At 59.0% G+C, this 18289-nt stretch carries 14 protein-coding genes; all 14 read left to right on the forward strand.

Translation table 11 applies throughout. The features are described 5' to 3' along the window. Nucleotides 1-22: 22 nt before the first annotated feature. Nucleotides 23-1315, forward strand: a complete 1293-nt coding sequence (locus RA302_RS06540; protein WP_020906565.1) for a hypothetical protein — start codon at nt 23-25, stop codon at nt 1313-1315. Then, entirely contained in the window at nt 1316-2071 is a 756-nt protein-coding gene (locus tag RA302_RS06545; RefSeq protein WP_020906566.1) for a WecB/TagA/CpsF family glycosyltransferase, read from the forward strand. After that, nucleotides 2068-2964: a glycosyltransferase family 2 protein gene (locus tag RA302_RS06550; RefSeq protein ID WP_020906567.1), complete on the forward strand. Its 897-nt coding sequence runs from the start codon at nt 2068-2070 to the stop codon at nt 2962-2964. Before RA302_RS06545 ends, RA302_RS06550 begins: the two co-directional genes overlap by 4 nt. After that, nucleotides 2961-4052 carry a glycosyltransferase gene (locus RA302_RS06555; RefSeq protein WP_020906568.1) on the forward strand — a complete coding sequence of 364 codons (1092 nt, stop codon included), beginning with the start codon at nt 2961-2963 and terminating at the stop codon, nt 4050-4052. The genes RA302_RS06550 and RA302_RS06555 overlap by 4 nt, the downstream gene beginning before the upstream one ends. A 37-nt stretch (nt 4053-4089) precedes the next feature. Continuing rightward, the gene (locus RA302_RS06560) at nt 4090-4833 is read left to right on the forward strand and encodes a polysaccharide pyruvyl transferase family protein (RefSeq protein WP_047890205.1); all 744 of its coding nucleotides are present in this window, start codon (nt 4090-4092) and stop codon (nt 4831-4833) included. 9 nt (nt 4834-4842) lie between these two features. Then, on the forward strand, nt 4843-6285 hold the full coding sequence (locus RA302_RS06565) for a lipopolysaccharide biosynthesis protein (RefSeq protein WP_020906570.1): 1443 nt from the start codon (nt 4843-4845) through the stop codon (nt 6283-6285). Between the two features lie 126 nt (nt 6286-6411). Next, on the forward strand, nt 6412-7737 hold the full coding sequence (locus RA302_RS06570) for a UDP-glucose/GDP-mannose dehydrogenase family protein (protein WP_338481162.1): 1326 nt from the start codon (nt 6412-6414) through the stop codon (nt 7735-7737). A gap of 712 nt (nt 7738-8449) precedes the next feature. Next, a complete protein-coding gene (locus tag RA302_RS06575) occupies nt 8450-9895 on the forward strand; it encodes a polysaccharide biosynthesis tyrosine autokinase (RefSeq protein WP_020906572.1) in 1446 nt (481 codons plus the stop codon). 1091 nt (nt 9896-10986) lie between these two features. Beyond that, on the forward strand, nt 10987-12510 hold the full coding sequence (locus tag RA302_RS06580) for a sugar transferase (RefSeq protein ID WP_338479827.1): 1524 nt from the start codon (nt 10987-10989) through the stop codon (nt 12508-12510). Next, a complete protein-coding gene (locus RA302_RS06585; RefSeq protein WP_021343202.1) occupies nt 12497-13807 on the forward strand; it encodes an O-antigen ligase family protein in 1311 nt (436 codons plus the stop codon). Before RA302_RS06580 ends, RA302_RS06585 begins: the two co-directional genes overlap by 14 nt. Before the next feature lies 1 nt (nt 13808). Next, the gene (locus tag RA302_RS06590) at nt 13809-15020 is read left to right on the forward strand and encodes a glycosyltransferase family 4 protein (protein ID WP_338479829.1); all 1212 of its coding nucleotides are present in this window, start codon (nt 13809-13811) and stop codon (nt 15018-15020) included. Continuing rightward, the gene (locus RA302_RS06595; protein ID WP_338479831.1) at nt 15017-16228 is read left to right on the forward strand and encodes a hypothetical protein; all 1212 of its coding nucleotides are present in this window, start codon (nt 15017-15019) and stop codon (nt 16226-16228) included. Before RA302_RS06590 ends, RA302_RS06595 begins: the two co-directional genes overlap by 4 nt. Continuing rightward, nucleotides 16225-17121, forward strand: a complete 897-nt coding sequence (locus RA302_RS06600; protein WP_338479832.1) for a glycosyltransferase — start codon at nt 16225-16227, stop codon at nt 17119-17121. The genes RA302_RS06595 and RA302_RS06600 overlap by 4 nt, the downstream gene beginning before the upstream one ends. Beyond that, nucleotides 17118-18284 (forward strand): glycosyltransferase family 4 protein, encoded by a 1167-nt coding sequence (locus RA302_RS06605; RefSeq protein ID WP_021343206.1) that lies wholly within the window; start codon nt 17118-17120, stop codon nt 18282-18284. Before RA302_RS06600 ends, RA302_RS06605 begins: the two co-directional genes overlap by 4 nt. The last annotated feature ends 5 nt before the right edge of the window (nt 18285-18289 follow it).

Consider the following 18289-nt stretch of genomic DNA (forward strand, 5'->3'; position numbering starts at 1 on the left):
GACGAACGATCACAGCCGGAAGATGTCGAGCGCCTCCTGGGTAGGCATCGTTGCCGGTGCTGCCGCGGCTCTTACCGGAGTTTCTCTGCCTGGCCTGCCCTCGACGGTCAATGCATCACTGCCAGTCGCAGCGCTGGCTCTGGTCATTGCATGCCTGGCATCGCCGCGGGGAAGCATGGTTCGGTTTCGCTTGCGGGCGTTGGATGCATTCCTCCTGCTGTACGTGACGGCCATCGCGTTGGTCGAGTATTTCGACGTAACCTATTCGGACGCCGCCTTTTCGCTGTCGACGATCCTGAACCTGGTCGGTGTGCTTGCTGTGTACTTCGCGTGCCGACTGGTCGTGACGAGCGCAAACGACGGTCTCCGTGTGCTCCAGGGCGTGTTCATTGCAGCGATTCCGGTTGCAGTGCTGGGAATCTCCCAGATGCTCGGCGGCCGTCAGGTCAGCGAACTTCTGGTGAGATTCACCATTGCACCGGGATTGCAGGGCAGGCTTGATCTCGGATGGCCATTGCGCGCCACGAGCACCCTTGGCCACTGGACGGCGCTGGGTGGATACCTGGCCATCGCAATCGCCATCGGCTGTTATCTGATTGTAGAGAAATCGGGTTCGCAGCTGATCCCCAAGCCTTTGGTTCTCGGCGTTGGCATCCTCTTCGTCGCTCAAGTGTCGACATTCACGTTTGCGCCGATCTTGGTCGCGATCGTGACGATGCTCTACACGGCAGTGCAGGTCAAGATTCGATTCATCGGCCTTCTCTCTCTGGTCAGTATCGGGGGCGCGGCATATTTGCTGTTCGACGAGCAAGTTGGCGATCGACTGACCTCGCAACTGAGCAGCCCGTCCAAAGATGGTCTCCCTCCCTGGATTCCAGAGACCATCAGATACCGCGTCGGGATCTGGAATAACGAGACCGTCCCGGCCATCCTGGACAGTCCGCTGTTCGGGCACGGGGCGAATGTCTACAACCGCATTTCCACAGGGACGGCACCTTCGACGTTGCGATGGCCGTCTCCTGAATCCGAGTGGATGAGAACGGCTGTTGCCAGTGGTGTTGTGTTGGCTGTGCTGGAGGTGGCACTTCTCGTCTACGCCGTCCGTAAGGTATGGACGGCCTCGGACCTACTGGGCGTCACCAGTTTTCGCACAATCGGAATCGCACTCGTCGGGATTCTCGTCATTTCTTCCTTTCATTCGCATTTCAGTAGCGGGTCGGTGGCGATGATGTTCTGGATGGTCGTCGCCGTTGTTCTGAGTACGCAGGATTCTTTGACTATGTCGGGCAAGAACAACTATGGGCGGGTCAGTTGAATGGATACCATCGATCTGTGGGGAATACGCGTGAAACCCTGTGCGCCCGATGATGTCATCGAATGGATCAGGAACAATCAGGGTGAAAAGAAGGTCTTGCTGAACCATAATCTGCACAGCACGTATCTCCACCTCACGAATGAAAAGTTTCGCAGTCTCTATTCCAGTTCGGATCTGACTCTGATCGACGGGATGCCGATACTGGCGGCCTTGGCAATTCGCAGATTTCGGAGACAACAACCGTCGCTGAGCGTGTCGCAACGCTGTGGTTCGACGGACTGGATTCCGCTGGTCGGTGACATCGACGATGGGATTCGTATCGCGGTCATCGGTGCCAGCCCGAGTTCCAATTCATCTGCTGTGGATGCGATTTCAAGAATGGCGGAGCATGGCGAAGTTCGAGGGTGGAGCGGATACGCGGGCAAGGAAGCGCTGATTTCCGAAGGCTTCGAGTCCCTGCGCACATTTCGACCAGATCTCGTATTGATCGGATTGGGTATGCCGATCCAAGAAGAGTTCTTGCTCGATCACTGGGATGCATTGCCCACCGCCGTTTTTGCAACTGTAGGCGGGGCCATAGATCAACTGTCCGGACAGCAGCGCCTGGCTCCTCGGTGGACAGGCAAGTTGGGTATCGAATGGCTGTGGAGGCTGGCTTCGGACCCGAAGAGGCTTGCGTCGAGGTATCTGGTGGAGCCTTTCAAGCTGATGCGTGTGACTGTCGAGTTTCAGTTCGAGAGACGAGGAATTCTGTGACCGATGGAGTAAACGACCAACTGGTCACCGTCGTAATTCCGTCGCTGGGGCGGAGTGAACTGGTTCGCACGATCGAGAGTGTTCGGAACCAGACGCACCGCGATATCGAAATCATCGTCGTGCTGGATACCGCCATGGACGAGGGTGGCACTGCAACCGGTGCGGACATCGTGCTGACCACCGGGGGCGGTCGAGGTGCAGCAGTGGGAAGAAACATGGGAGTCGCAGCGGCTTCCGGACGCTTCGTCGCGTTTCTCGACGACGACGACTGGTGGGAAGCAACCAAGATCGAGAAGCAGATCGCCAGTATGACTCGACAATCAACCGAGTTCTCCTACACCGCAACCTACTTCCACTCAGGAAACACAGTGCGTACTCTTCCGATCACTCGGTACGGTGCGGGCTCGTCGATGGGCGACTACCTGGTCTTGCGGCCTGGGTTGCGGCACGGGCACGGATACGTGCAGTCGAGTTCGATCATGCTGACTCGTCGACTCGCCCAGCACGTCGCCTGGGACGAATCACTTTCCAAGCATCAGGATTGGGACCTGGTGGTTCGGCTCGAGGAAGAAGTAGGCGAGAAGGTGTCGTATGTGGACGAGCCTCTCGTTCACGTCCAGCAGGCCAGCAAGAGTTCAATTTCGACTGTGCGGAATTGGAGGCGAAGCGTCCCGTTCTACGACAAGCACGCATCGTCGTTGGGGAAGACGGCGAGGGGCGACTTCATCGCCACGCAAATACTGAGATCTGCACTGGCTGCCGGCGACGGACAGGGAATCGTGTACGCAGCATCCGGGCTTTCGAAGGCCCGTGTTCATCCGGCGGCACTGATCGTCTCGCTCTACGGTGCGGTCGAGTTCGGGAAGCGACTTCGTCAGCGGGTGGCGTCGTGAGTCGGCAAATCGTGGTGTGGGATCCCAATCCCTTCAATCCCTACGGGGTGGAAGTCGCCCGAGTGATTGCGGATACGCATGAGTCGGTGCTTCGCTTCGGCCGGCGCGGTCAGGGGATCACTCACGATCTGGTCAGATCCGTCGGTCTGCTCCCTCCGCCTGCAGCAGGCTCTCGCAACATCTGGGTGCTGGTGCAGTACCTGGCGGGGCTTGCGGCATTTGTCGTCTACGGAATCGTTCGACGGCCACTCGTTGTGGTCTGTTGGATGAATTCCGAATTGGAACGACGAATCATTCGTGGACTTCAGTTTTCGGGATGCCGGACGCTCGTAGTAGTGCACAATCCCGTCAAGAGTCGGGACGATGCGGACGATCACCCGATCATCCGTTCCATTCGTTCGGGCGCGAGCGGCTTGTTGGTTCACGACTCTTCGCTCCGTGCGGGAGTCGGAGAGTATGCGAACGTCCTGGTCGCCGCGCACCCCGCCTACCTTGCGTGGTCGGAGTCCACGGAAGGAGCGATGCGCCTTCCTCGAGATAGTTCGTCGGCAGCCCTCTATCTCGGAAGTGCTCGCGCAGACAAGGGATTCGACGTGTTGCCGAAGCTGGCGGAGGATCTGGCGCATCTGAACATCAGGCTGCAGTGTGCAATCGGAAGGCTGACATCTGGGGAGAACGACCTTCTCCGTCGATCCGAGAACATCGATGTTCTGGCCGAACCGTCTACACATATGTCGGATGTGGACGTACGCCGATACATGGAGTCCTCATCCGTGTTGGTGGCGCCATACCGGGATGTCACTGCATCCGGAACCATCTTGATGGCACTCACAGTGGGATTGCCCGTGGCCGCCTTCACATCGGACGTTCTCCTGGAAACTCTTTCCACCGACAGCCTCGCAGATACCGGAGACACGAAGATGCTCGCTGATTGTGCTGTCCGCGCAAGCGAGGCGGACCGCGCTGTTGTTGCAGAAAGCGCTCGCAATCATGACATCCGCGCGACGAGGGAGTGGGCGCTTGCTGTCCGCACGGTGCTCGACGAGACGATTCCTCATGTTCCCTCGACTAGGGTCGCGAATGTCTGAGGTCGAGGTTGTCAACTGGAATCCCAGGAACCAAGTCGTGATCCCAGGTATTTCGCGAAAGCTGCGAATCGGGCGACGAATCAACAACTTCGGCGACCTTCTAGGTCCGGTCGTGGTCGCATGGATGTCGAAGCAGAGTGCCAGACGGGCGCGCAGCAAACGCGACCAGCGGCTGCTGGCGGTCGGGTCCATCATGCACATGGCGAGAACTGGAGACTGCATCTGGGGAACGGGGGTCAACGGCAAGATAACTCCGGACGAGTATCGCTTCGATGCGCTCGACGTCCGGGCAGTTCGTGGACCGCTTTCGCGTGAGTTCCTGGAAATGCGCGGAATTCACACTCCGCCTACGTACGGCGACCCGGGATTGCTCATTCCTTCCGTCTTTCCTGATCTTGTCGAACTCACGAAGAACCCTTCGCGCGACGTCGTAGTCGTTCCGAATCTGAACGACCTGCCGCGGTGGTTCGACACACCGTCGGTTCTCGACCCAACCGAGGATTTGCAGACTTGCCTCCGAACTATTGCGAGCAGTCGACTCGTCGTCGGCAGTTCGCTTCACGCCGTGATCGTTGCCGACGCGCTGGGCGTTCCAGCGCGATTGATTCCCTCAGGTTCGGAAGCGGAATTCAAGTATGCGGACTACTACCTCGGCACCGGCCGCGAATTGTCCACCGCACCAACTGTGAAAGCTGCTATTTCAATGGGTGGCGCGCCGGGCCTGGCGTGGAATGACGGACCGCTTCGCGAAGCGTTTCCCCACGATCTCTTCGGAAAGTAGGCGCACGCGGTGGGATTGGGTACAACCGCTGCGCGCGGCTCCGCAATCACGTTGGGGGGACAATGGGTCAAGTTTCTCATTCAGTTCACCTCGATCGCCGTACTTGCGAGGGTCCTGAGCCCGGACGACTTCGGCAAGATGGCGATGGTCATGGCGGTGGTCGGAGCTGCAACGGTGATCGGCGATTTCGGGCTTTCCCTTGCCTCCGTACAAGCGTCGGAGATATCGGAGAATCAGCGTTCGAATCTCTTCTGGATCAACACGGCAATAGGATTGCTGCTGACGCTCCTGGTCTTCGCCGCAGCGCCATTGTTCGACCGGTTCTACGACGTCGACGGGCTTTCCGACATTGTCAGGGCGGTATCGGTGATCTTCGTGCTGAACGGTCTCACCGTACAGTTGCGAGCGGATCTGACCCGGAATTTGAAGTTCGTGAAACTGACGGTGACCGAAATTGCCGCGCAGGGGATCGCGTTGGCCGTAACGATTCCGCTTGCCCTGTTGCACTACGGAGTTTGGTCACTCGTTGCTCAGCAAATCATCGTTTCGACGGTACTCCTGGGCAGTTCCGCGTTGCTGCTGCGCTGGATTCCGAATCGCCCGACACGCAATGCAGACATGCGGTCCTTGCTGTCGTTCGGGACCAACACCATGCTGACGCAACTGGTCACATACTCGAGTGCGAACGCGGATTCCGTTGCACTCGGAAAACTGCACGGCAGCACCGAAGTCGGTGTTTACGATCGGGCATATCAGCTCTTCAAGATACCGATTGCGCAATTGGCCACGCCGATGACACGTGTTGCGTTGCCGGTGCTTTCGCGAATTACCGATCCTGCTGTCTATATGGCATATCTGGTCCGAGCTCAGACCGTACTGTGTTACGTCATGCTCGGTGCGTTTGCCTACGCGGCAGCCGTGGCGTACCCGTTGATGGATCTCGTGCTCGGAAGTGGTTGGGATGCTGCGGCACCGATCTTCCGGATCCTCGCTGTAGGTGGTGCATTTCAAGCTTTGTCATACATCTATTACTGGGTGTTCCTTTCCACTGGCCGAGTCGATGTGCACCTTCGGTACAGCCTTGTGGGGCGCGGATTGATGATCGTTGCAGTCTGTGTCGGTGCGATCTTCGGAAGCTTGGGCACGGCGATCGGGAGCAGCGTCGGCTTTGTTGCAGTCTGGCTGATCTACTCGTTTGTCGCCATTCCACGGATCGGAATCGGGACAGGGCCCTTGGTCCGAAGCGCTGTGCGGCCGATGATGCTCTTCGGTGCGATGTTCGGCGTCGCCTCACTTTCTCTCACCCTTTTTCAACAGGTTCCGAGTTTCGTAGCGCTCGCACTTGCGGGAATGGTCTGTGTCGTCTTCGTGGGAGTTGTTGCCCTGACTTCCAAGTCGGTGCGTTCGGACTTGAATGCACTGGTGGACACGTGCAGAAAGGTGGTCGGTTGACAGTGCCGTTCAACGACCTCCGAAAACGGAGTACTCGGCCACACGGGAGTGGATGCCCCGACGACCTCGTCCACATGAACTTCGACCGAAAGGTTTTCAATGACTGAGCTCCGCCCGACTGAATCGATTTCGCGCCGGATGACTGTATTCGGTACCGGTTATCTCGGGGCGACCCATGCGGCGTGCATGGCCGAGTTGGGCCACGAAGTCCTTGGCGTCGACGTCGACCTGAGCAAGCTTGCCATGCTCGAAGCCGGAGAAGTTCCCTTCTACGAACCAGGCCTCGAGGAGGTGCTGCGGCGCAATATCGCGGCAGGTCGTCTCCGATTCACATCGTCGTACGAAGAGGCCGCAGAATTTGCCGACATTCACTTTCTCGGTGTGGGTACTCCTCAGAAGAAGGGGGAATTCGCGGCGGACATGCGGTTCGTCGATTCTGTCGTCGACAGTCTCGCACCGCTACTGACGCGGCCTGCCGTGATTTTCGGAAAATCCACCGTACCGGTCGGCACCGCGGAGAGGCTTGGTGTCCGAGCACGAGAATTGTCACCGGCTGGTCAGGACGTCGAGGTGGCTTGGAACCCGGAATTTCTCCGAGAAGGATTTGCAGTCAAGGACACCCTGCACCCGGACCGATTGGTACTGGGCGTGGACCGCAACCGCCCGGGGCGTGCCGAATCCGTCGCTCGCGAGGTCTACGGGAAGATCCTGGACGAGGGTACGCCCTTTGTCGTCACGGATCTTGCAACGTCGGAGTTGGTGAAAGCGTCAGCCAATGCATTTCTGGCAACCAAGATCTCGTTCATCAATGCGATTTCGGAAGTATGCGAAGCATCGGGTGCCGACGTGACGGTACTGGCGGACGCAATCGGGCACGACGAGAGAATCGGTCGAAAATTCCTCAACGCCGGAATCGGTTTCGGCGGCGGATGCCTACCCAAGGACATTCGCGCATTCATGGCGCGTGCAGGCGAATTGGGTGCAGATCAAGCTCTCACATTCTTGCGCGAGGTAGACAACATCAACATGCGTCGTCGGACACGGATGGTCGAGTTGGCGCGCGAGGCTTGTGGATCGTTGTTGGGAGCCCGAGTAGCTGTGCTGGGAGCTGCGTTCAAGCCGGACTCCGACGATGTTCGAGACTCACCGGCCTTGAATGTCGCCGGCCAGATTCAACTTCAAGGTGCGGCTGTCAGCGTGTACGACCCGAAGGCGATGGGAAATTCTCGATCGTTATTTCCGACGTTGACCTATTCGGCGAACACGGAGGAAGCCTGCGCGGGTGCAGATGTCGTCCTGATCTTGACGGAATGGGCGGAGTTTCGGAAGTTGCTGCCTTCGGATCTCGACGACATTGTTCGAAAGAAGGTTGTCATCGACGGGCGGAATTGTCTCGAACCGGCAATCTGGCGAGATGCCGGGTGGACCTACCGAGGGCTCGGACGACCCTAGGGCTCAGTTCAATCGGCTCGAACCTCAACTCTGTTTGGAAAGTCGGGACCAAGGTCTGTTGGTTGATTGTCCAGTCGTCACCGGAGATTCCGATCGGATATCCAGTAACGCATCGGCATTCGTGTGGTGTCGAACGGCAACTGCCGGCGAGTGCACCGTTTGCAACCCACCGCACCGCGGTGGTCGACGATTCCCTCGCCGATTGTCGATTCGACGCACTGATCGGATGAGATAAGCGTCATGTCTCGGACGTTCCCTTCGGGTGTTGTGGATTCATCGTTGACATTCGTTGTCGGACTTAGGTCCCGAGCGCAGCGCGTGATGAGTGGCCTACGTTGATCATCGGTGCGACGAGATGCGAAGCCGCGGGGTGTATACGGTGGTTGGAGTGGTGAAAAGTGTGATGAGACAGTAAGGTTCAGTTCGGCCCTTCGTGGTGTTCGCTCCCTTGGATTCACGGGATCAGCCGCAGTTCAAGACCTGACAGACCGGGCCGGTGAGGGCGAGGAGTGAGTTGTTCTCACCCTGCATTGTCTTCCGTTCAATGGGATCGTCGTGTCTTTACTCCGCCAGCTTGTTGCCGCGATACGTGGAAGAACGTCAATACGGATGGCTGTCCTGTTCAGACAAGAGCGGGGGTAGTGGCTCGACCGACGGCCGGTGATTACTGCTCGGATGCGCGATACGTATTCGAGCCGAAGGAGATTCGACGATGGATGTACGGGACTACCTGAAGACTTTGCAGGCACGGTGGAAGATAGTCGCTGTCGTTACTGTGGTCGTGATCTTGGGTGCATTAGGTGCCTCGTTGATTGCCACGCCGGTGTACAAGGCGTCTACTCGCCTGTTCGTGTCTACTTCGACCGGAACGACTGTGAACGAGGCATTCCAAGGCAATCAGCTCTCGCAACAGTTGGTCACTTCGTACGCGAGACTCCTCACCGGGGAGACGCTCGCCCAGCGAACAATCGATTCAGTGGGACCAGATCGCCTCGGAGGCCTTTCTGCCGCGGAGCTTTCATCGAAGGTGACGGCCACATCGGCACCGGATACGGTACTTCTCGACCTGAGCGTGCAAGATACGTCGCCAGAGTTGGCCCGCGATATCGCCAATGCGCTCTCGGACGAATTCGTCTTCATGGTCAAGGATCTGAGCACGCCCGTTAACGGCGGCACTGCGCCTGCGCGCGTAGTTGTCGAGCAGCGAGCCCAAACCCCGGTAGAACCGGTATCTCCGAAAACCACGAGGAACGTCGCTCTCGGAGCAGTGATCGGTCTACTGCTGGGGATCGGTCTGGCCGTGTTGCGTGACCGCTTGGACAACACTGTCAAAGAACGCAAGACAGTCGAAGACATCGTTGGTGCTGCGATGGTGGGAACCATTCCGTTCGACAAGGAACGTGAAGTTCATCAAGCGATCAACTTCCACGAGGGCAACTCCGCCAGTGCCGAGGCATACCGTGAACTACGAACCAATCTGCAGTTCTTGGCCGTGGATCGCCCCCCGAGCGTCATCGTCGTCACGAGTTCTCTTCCCTCGGAGGGCAAGACTACGACCGCTGTCAACATTGCACTCGTGCTGGCCGAGGCGGGCAAGAAGGTATGTCTCGTTGAAGGCGACCTTCGCAAGCCGCGTGTTTCGAAGTACCTCGGACTAATCGGAAGTGTCGGCCTGAGTTCGGTCCTGGCCGGGCAAGCAGACCTGGACGATGTGCTTCAAGTGACGAGCAATGCGGACCTGACGGTTCTTGCCTCGGGCCCGATTCCTCCGAACCCGAGCGAATTGCTGGGGACCGACACGGCTCATGCGGTCTTTGCCGATCTGCGCCGAAGGTTCGACTACGTCATCATCGACGCCTCGCCGCTGCTTCCGGTTACGGATGCTGCAGTTCTGTCTGCTCTGGCTGACGGCGCTCTCGTTATTGCTCGTCATGGTTCGACGAAGAGGGAACAGTTGAGCAGGGCGGTGGGCAACCTCCACAGCGTAGGTGCAACGATTCTCGGCACTGTCATCACGATGACTCCGCTGAACGGTCGCGGCGTTTACGAGTACAAGTACTACTACGACTCCGATCCTGTTGTGGCTGATGTAGCTGCGGAAAGTTCAGTCGGTGCCAGGGCACTCAGCGAAGTGCGGGCGCCGTCGACAGTCAACTGAACGGGTCAAGTACTGACCTTTGTTACACCAGCGTCCGCGCTGACGGGCCCCCGAGCAATGCTCGGGGGCCCGTTCTCGTTACAGCGCATCCGCTGGTCTCGGCGGAATTGAGCCGAGCCGAGTTACATCCAACCGATTCGATGTTTCGGAACCTGCCCATGGATGCGGTGAGTGCCCGGCCTGTCAACGTCTGATTCGGTCTGGGTGAGCTGGATCGATTGGGATTCAGCAGTTTACGAACTCAGTCGACGTGCTCTCCTTCCCATAAGTGCCGATGATCATCGGGCCAGTGACATGCGGCAGCAGTCTCCGCGCACTACAGCTTCGGGCCGGCGCTCGGCTCAATTTACGAATAATCCGGTACTGCAATCATTTTCAACTTGCAGATCAACCTATGGTGGGTCTGGCCCAATTCGCTGAATAGTTCGTCTTCAACTATCGTATGACGCTCTCATCGGCGAAGCATCGGACGATTGTCCAGAATTGCCAATCGGCCGGAATGGTGTTGGTTCTATTTGCAGAGCGTTCACCAACTGCGTGCTGGTTTCCGTCCAAACGCGGAGTCCAATTGGCCAAGTCAATGAAAACTATAGGTACGCAATAGTAATGACGATGAATGATCTCACCTTCCTGATTGGAGGGTTAATAACTGACCTCAATGCTGGCGACCGGAAGAAGTTCGGAAAACGCTATTGCCACACTGTCCGGAATGTGGCAAACTCCTCACTGGTACTGACCAGCTAGCCGAAAAATTGCCAAGACGTGAGTCCTGACAATATCGAGGCTGGCGACGTCAGCGGGCGATGAGAAATCGCCGATCGTCCTGTGTTTGGGTCGTTAGTGGACTCTGCTTCAATCATGGGGTGTGAGCTGCGGCAATGCCGCAATAATCGACAGTTGGGCCGAGGCCTGACAACAGTCGCCGGGTTAACTGCAAGGCGCACGTAATGCGACCATTCGCACTGAACGCAGCAATGCGGAGCAGTTGCTTCGCTGTCGAAGTTTCGGGATTCGGCAAGGCGGTCCGATGGACCTCGGCCGGCGAACAGCTTCAGGCCGAATTTTGTGCATGGGGAAAGGTTTCTGAACACATGACGGTTCTCGAGATGGCCGCGCCCACGAAAGAACGGCCACAACAACACCGACGAGTAGCGCCGGAGAGGGCTGGTGGAGTTTCCGCACGCAGGAAATGGCAATCTGCGTATCTTCGTCGTCTGGCGATCACCGACACGATCATTGTTGCGGCAGTTGTGTTTCTGGCTCAATGGTGGCGATTCGGTAGCGACGCGGATGTCGTAGACGGTGAAGCATTCGGCCATTTCAGCTACACCGCACTGTCTTTCGCCCTGATTATCGGCTGGTTCGCCGTATTGAGAGTATTTCGCACCAGATCTCCTCGCGTGATCGGAAGCGGCCCTGAAGAGTACCGATTGATCGCCGTCGGAACGCTCCGCCTGTTCGGACTGATTGCGATCGCCAGCCTTCTCCTTCACCTGGAGATCGCGCGCCTGTACCTCGCCGTGGCGTTTCCGATGGGATTGACCGCCTTGATCGCGAGTCGTTGGATCTGGCGACGGGTGATTGCTCGTGAGCGAGCCCGAGGTGAATTTCGAACTGCCGTACTTGTGGTCGGTGTGCGAGGGGCGGTTGTCGATCTTGCACGCAACCTCGAGCGAGACGATGCCCATGGATACCGAGTCGTCGGAGTCTGCGTACCTGGCTACGGAGGAGACGTGGGCGAAGTTGTCACAGTGAACGGTCGGGACATTCCGGTGCTCGGAGATGAGCACAGTGTCACGGACGCAATCGAACAGGTCGGTGCCGACACGGTGGCAGTGACGGCGTCGGAGCGATTGGGACCGGAAAGGCTGCGGACGTTGGCCTGGGATCTCGAGCGCGATCATGTGGACCTTGTTGTTGCACCAGGGATTCTGGATGTGTCCGGACCGAGGCTGTCGATGCGCCCGGTCGCTGGATTTCCGCTGATCCATGTCGAGCGTCCGCGCTATCACGGCGCGCAGAAGTTCACGAAGACGACCTTCGACATCGTCTTCTCGACCGTGGTACTCGCCGTGATCAGTCCGGTGCTTCTGGCGGCTGCGATCGCAGTCAAGCTCACGAGCAAGGGGCCGGTTCTGTACAAGTCCGAGCGGATGGGGCTGGACGGGCAGCCGTTCCCCATGCTCAAGTTCCGCTCGATGGTCCAGGATGCGGATTCTCAAGTCACGGCGCTGATGAAGGAGAACGAAGGCGCCGGAGTGCTTTTCAAGATGCGAGATGATCCGCGTGTGACGACGGTCGGTCGCTTCATGCGTCGGTACTCGATCGACGAGCTGCCCCAGTTCGTCAATGTTCTTCGGCGCGAGATGAGCGTCGTCGGACCGCGGCCACCGCTTCGGCGCGAGGTCGAGATGTACGACGGTGCGGTCAGTCGCCGGCTACTGGTCAAGCCCGGTGTCACCGGCCTGTGGCAAGTCAGCGGACGTTCTGATCTTTCGTGGGAAGACACTGTCCGCCTTGATCTTTCCTACGTCGACAACTGGTCGATGATGGGTGACGTCATGATCGTCGCGAAGACGCTCAAGGCGGTGGTGGGAAGTGATGGCGCCTACTGACAAGAATGCGGCACCGGCGCCTTGCGAAAATGAGGCACCGAACAATCCGCTGATCTTGCGAACGGCATTGGTGATCGCGGTCATCGGCGCGAGCGGAGCCTTTCAGGCCTACACGCAGAAGACAGCGCTCGGATCGTTGCTCGTACACGGTTCGGCCGTTCTCTCGGCGACACTCGCGTTGGTCTACTTCCTCGACCGGCGATACTCACGCAACGCGTCCTGGCCTGTCTTCACGCTTCTGATCGCGGCCGGCGTTCCGGCAACCAGCTGGTACTGGTCGACGTTGCCCCGGAACTCCGCCGTCGCCGGCATCGTCATCGTGTGCCTGGCGATCACGGGAATCATGGTCGCCCGCGAGTTGACCTTCCCGGTGCGAGTGCGGACTGTGGCCGTCACCTTGCTGGTACTACTGGTGCTGTCGCTGATGGTCGTGGTCCTCGATCCTTCGACCGGCATCGATGTGGATACCCGCGCTGTTGCCTACCGCGGAATCTTCACGCACAAGAATACTTTGGGCCGAATGGCTGCGATCGAAGTTGTCCTTGTTGCTGTCATGCTCATGCTTCCCGACGTCAAGCGTATTCCGTGGGTGGCGGCACTGGCTGTCGCCGGCATCGTGTTGTTCGAAGCCCGGAGCCAGACCAGTCTCGTCGCTGCAGGGATTGCGCTGGCGACAGTGCTTGCTCTGAAGTGCCTTCGACGGACACCTAACGCTCGCCTTGCCTCGACGGTGATCATCGGGCTGTACATCGGGGTGTCCGGCGCGATGAAGGTGCTCGGACCCGATGTCGCAGCGCTACTCTCGCGAGATGTCACGTTGACCGGCCGGCTACATCTCTGGACGGTATCCGAGTACTACGCCGAACAGCGGCCCCTGCTCGGTTGGGGCTTCGGCTCGGTCTGGGCACCTGACAGCGTTGTCGGACAGATGATCCGGTCCAAGCTGTCCTTTCCGGCGACCAGCGCGCACAACGGAATGCTCGACATTCGTCTCCAGATCGGTTGGATCGGATTCCTGCTGCTGTTGGCCGGCTATTACCTGCTTCTGAACACGGCGCTCGGGCGAGCTCGCAGCAGAACGGAGTACATCGCCGTCGTCGCGATCATGGTTCTCGTCTTCTCGATGGACTTGACGGAGTCGACGCTCTTCTTCGGCGCCATGTGGCTGATCGCATGGGTCTTCCTGGCGCCGTACGGACCCTCGACGCACCGCTCTCACAGTGCAGGCAACGCCGAATTGTCGATCCGTAGGGGTCGTGCGTACGGGTTCGCTCCGGAGCGAAGAGGAGGTCAGTGAGATGTACAAGTCGTTCGATGTAGCGCGTTCGAAGCCTGAAGTGAACCCGACGTCCGCCGGTGGATCCACGCCGCCGAAAGCCTTGATGTTCCATGCGATCTATCGGAATCCGGGTGGTGAGGAGCAGAGCTTCGCGAACGAATCCAAGCTCCTCGAATCGATCGGATACGAGACGGTTCAGTGCACTACCGAGAATTCCAAGATCTCCCGGGGACCGTGGGCGGCAGTCACCGCAGTGTTCAGTCCTCGAGTACTCGTCGATGCATTGCGCATCATTCGTTCGGAGCGACCGGACATCGTCTACGTGAACAATCTCTGGCCGGCGTTCTCGGCTTCGTTGCTCGTGGCCGCACGAGCCGCCGCAATTCCTACGTTGCAGGCGGTTCGGAACTATCGCCTCGCCACACCGTCAGCAAAGTTGCGCGCAGATGGCACGTGCACCGAATGCGGTTCCACCAACTACTTCACGAGTTGTGTCCGCAACGGATGCTACGGAAACAGCCGACTGCAGAGCCTTGTCTGCTACCTGAGCGCTGCGGCGGTCAAGATCAGCGTCTTGGGGTGGAAGCAGCACAGGTTTGTCGCAACGAGCGCGATGACAGCACGTCTGGTCGAGGGACGACTGATCGATTCTGGCCGCGTCGTGGTTCGTCCGAACTTCGGATTCGAAGAAAATGAACCCGAGTTCCGGAGCACTGATTCGGTCGTGTGCGTCAGCCGACTGACACCGGAGAAGGGCGTCCTGGACTTGGTGCGCAACTGGCCGCAGGGCGCTGGAAGTCCCTCGCTCACAGTTCTCGGTGACGGACCGCAGTACGGCGAGATCTCCAGCATAAGCGCAGCTCTCGACAACGTCACGCTGGCCGGATTCACTTCACACGAAGATGTGATCGAGATACTCCGCGACAGTGCGGCGTCCGTGGTGCCGTCTCAGTGGGCAGAACCGTTCGGACGCGTTGCGATCGAGTCGATGTCGGTTGGCACCCCGGTCATCTACGCAACCAGCGGTGCACTCGCGGACATCGTCGGACCGGGCGGAACGCCTCTCCATAACTTGGAAGAGTCGTCGATACGCGAGGCCCTCGACCGAATCTTCGGAGCGGACGACCGATCGGCGATACGCAGATCCGCTTATCGTCACTACTCGAATCGCTTCACATCGCGCAAGGCGGCGACGTCGATGCGTGAGCTCATCAACGAGGTGAGATCGTGAACGATCGCACTCGGTATGTGACATTCATGGCCGATCAAGGGCTTTCGAGCGTCCTCACTTTTGTCGTTCTCACCTCGGTGGCACGACTCGGTGGTCCGATCGAAGTCGGCCAGGTTGCCGTGATTCAATCGGCGGGTCTGTTGGCACTGGCACTGGGGAGAGCGATCGGCGTCGACGTCTGGCTGTCGCGAGGGGCGGTGTCCGACGAGCGTGGACCGGCGTTGGCACCCACGATCGTGCTGGCGGCGGTATCGGTGACATCGGTGTGGGCACTGTTCCTGATCGCCGGCTCGGACTCGATGAATCTCACGGTATACGCCTTGGCTGCAGCTGGTTTCGTGGTGTTGGACGTGATACGCACGATGCTGATGCACGACGGAGCGAGTTGGATCTCTGCGTCGATACAGATCGTGACACTCTCGTTCGTCCTAATTGCAGCTTTCCTGGTCGAGAATCTGACACTTGCACTCGTGACCTATACGGTCGGTGTCTTCGTCGCGCTCGCGCTCGGTCACGCATCCATGCGTCTGGTACCGCCGGTGCCGTCGGTCAGGTACTCGCGCACTCACCGATATAGATCCGTGCCGTTTGCGATCGAGATATTGATGGGATCAGCTGCGCAGCAGGCGATGTTCTTGATACTCACCGTGGTGGCGTCGATCTCGATGATCGGTGAGATCAGAACTGCCCAGACACTGCTCGGTCCACTGTCCTTGATGTTCGCGGGCATCTCGCCAATTCTGATGCGTAAGTTCGGCAGTGGTGTCGAAGCGATGAGCGCGAGCGAGTGCATGGCACTCGGCCGCCGAGTGGGCTTGCAGATCTTCTGGATTTCGATCATCTGCGTTTCGCTGATCTGTCTCACACTCGAGATTCGACTCTCGGGAGTGCGATTGATGGATCATCTGGTCGGACCGCACTTTCCGAACTTGATACCGGTCATTCTGCTCTGCGGGTTGGCGGTGGCGTTCAACGGGATTCTGCTGGGAGTCGGCACGTCGATCCGCGTCGTGGACAAGACGGGAAACCTCAACAGATTTCGCGCCTTGCTGTTGCCTCTGCAGTTTCTGATCGTTCTCGGGGCAGGACTGACCGACAGCGCCGTACACGTCGCAGGAGCATTGGTCGCGTCGGCGTGCGTCAGCGCGAGCGTCGCACTCCTGGTCTCGATGAACCGTGGCGCCCGACCGAAAGTTGACCTCTCATGAAGAATCCCAGCGGCGTCATAGTGGCGATTCTGACCTTCCGTCGCGAATCGGAACTGGCTGTATGCATCGACAGCGTCCGGGCATCGATCCGGGCTTCCGGTGTCTCCGCCCAGGTCGTAGTAGGCGACAATGATCCGGAATCCACCACACCGACGTATGTTGCCGACGGGATCGAACGACTGCATCTCGGATTTGGCGGGGTATCTCCGGCGCGACGTGCGCTGGTCGATCTCGCCCGTGCACGAGATCGTCGTTACATCGTCTTCGTCGACGACGACGAGTACGTCGATGTCGACTGGCTGTCGAATCTCCTCACCTGCGCCGCAGATTTCGACGCAGGTGCTGTGGCCGGTCCTGTGATTCCGGTGGGTCTGCCTGCCTCAGAACTTCCATTGCACACTCGCGTTCGCCATTCGACCGGCACCCCGGTTGCGTCTGCAGGCGCCGGAAATCTGTTGTTGGACCTGAAGACTTTGAACGGCTTGAACTTCAGTGACGACTGGGATCTACCTGGCGGCGAGGACACCGAGTTCACGCTCAGGATGAGCGCCGGCGGTGTCCGGTTGTTGTGGTGCGACGAGGCGCTTGCGTACGAACCCGTCGACGAGGATCGGCGTCGGGACTCCTGGCTCTTCGCCCGGTATGTCAACAACGGACGAATCCTCGCGGTCTGTCAAGGACAGCTCGACCTGCCACTGTTGACGGCTCAGAGTGCCAAACGCGCTCTGCTCGTACTCGCGTCGGCGACGTTGATCCCCGTTGCCCTGATCAGTCCACGGATCAAACGCGTGGTTCTCGACCACGGTGCACGCAACATCGGTTGGTTCTCAGAGCGATTCAGCCGCCGCGATTCTCGGAAGCCGCGCGCACAGAGGCTGGTGGTAGCGCGATGACACGGTTGTTGATGACGGCATACGCCTGCGATCCGAATCAGGGGAGTGAATCCGGTGCGGGTTGGGCGCTTCTCTCGGCGGCTTCCGAACTGTGTGAGTCGATCACGGTGGTGACTCGCTCCGGTGAGGCTCCTGCTTTGGAATCGGAGTGTGAAAAGCTCGGTTGCGAAGTTCGTGTCGTGCGAATAGCGACTTTGACCGCGGAAGAAGCCGGATCGTACGGTCGATACCTCCGATGGCTCTGGCACACTTCACTGTTCGTTCGGCGTGAAGCGGCAAACTTCGACGTCCTGCACCATGCAACTTTCGCCTCCGACTGGCTGCCACCACCGGTGCTGTTCGGTGGAGCCGGCGGCGCACGACTCGTATGGGGGCCTGCCGGGGGCAACACCTACCCGCCGATGCCGCTCGCCAAGCGCATCGGTATGCGGTATCTGGCAACCACGGCAGTTCGAACCTGCTCGACGAAAGCCGTTCGGTCACTGACACATGTCTTCATGGCCGGACGAGTCGACACTTTCATCGCGATGAACTCCGACAGCGGGCGTGGCGCACCGCGGGCACGCAACGTCGTCATCCAACCCAATTGTGTTCTGGACTACGACGGAATCGAGAAGCAAGCGGTACCCAGGCCGAAACGAAGGCTCTTGTTCGTAGGAAGACTGTTGCAGTACAAAGGAATCGACCTGATTCTGGACGCGCTCGAGCATTTGGGCGCCGAGTGGTCCATGACCTTTGTCGGGGAGGGACCCGCCCGCGGGCGGATCGAGAAGTCGCTTCCGTATCGGCGCGGTCAGGTCACGCTTCGCGGGTGGCTCGACAGATCGGAAGTGGTGGGCGAGATGGGGGCCTCCTCCGTTCTGCTCTTCCCGAGCATGCACGATTCGGGCGGCTGGGTGGCGGCCGAAGCGGCTGCGGTGGGCCTCCCGGTGGTCTGTTTGGATCTCGGCGGTGTGCCGACACTGGCCGGTAGTAACGCCGTGGCGATCCCGGTTGCTCCGGCCTCGACTCTCGCCTCTCGTATCGCTCGATCGGTTGTCGAGACAGAACTTTCTTTCTTTGAACCACAGCGTGATTGGACTCGATCTCGGTTGACATCGGTCTTGTCGCGCAGTTACGGCCAGTGCAATGAACGTCAACAAACGAACTCGAAGAAGTGGTGAGACAG

It is taken from the genome of Rhodococcus sp. DN22, from assembly GCF_036669995.1.
Lineage (GTDB): Bacteria > Actinomycetota > Actinomycetes > Mycobacteriales > Mycobacteriaceae > Rhodococcus_F > Rhodococcus_F erythropolis.

Excerpts from the sequence above, each read along its gene's own strand:
- RA302_RS06600 (WP_338479832.1), top strand. The coding sequence starts at position 16,225 with ATGAAGAATCCCAGCGGCGTCATAGTGGCGATTCTGACCTTCCGTCGC.
- RA302_RS06585 (WP_021343202.1), top strand. The coding sequence starts at position 12,497 with ATGGCGCCTACTGACAAGAATGCGGCACCGGCGCCTTGCGAAAATGAG.
- RA302_RS06540 (WP_020906565.1), top strand. The coding sequence starts at position 23 with ATGTCGAGCGCCTCCTGGGTAGGCATCGTTGCCGGTGCTGCCGCGGCT.
- RA302_RS06580 (WP_338479827.1), top strand. The coding sequence starts at position 10,987 with ATGACGGTTCTCGAGATGGCCGCGCCCACGAAAGAACGGCCACAACAA.
- RA302_RS06605 (WP_021343206.1), top strand. The coding sequence starts at position 17,118 with ATGACACGGTTGTTGATGACGGCATACGCCTGCGATCCGAATCAGGGG.
- RA302_RS06575 (WP_020906572.1), top strand. The coding sequence starts at position 8,450 with ATGGATGTACGGGACTACCTGAAGACTTTGCAGGCACGGTGGAAGATA.
- RA302_RS06590 (WP_338479829.1), top strand. The coding sequence starts at position 13,809 with ATGTACAAGTCGTTCGATGTAGCGCGTTCGAAGCCTGAAGTGAACCCG.
- RA302_RS06545 (WP_020906566.1), top strand. The coding sequence starts at position 1,316 with ATGGATACCATCGATCTGTGGGGAATACGCGTGAAACCCTGTGCGCCC.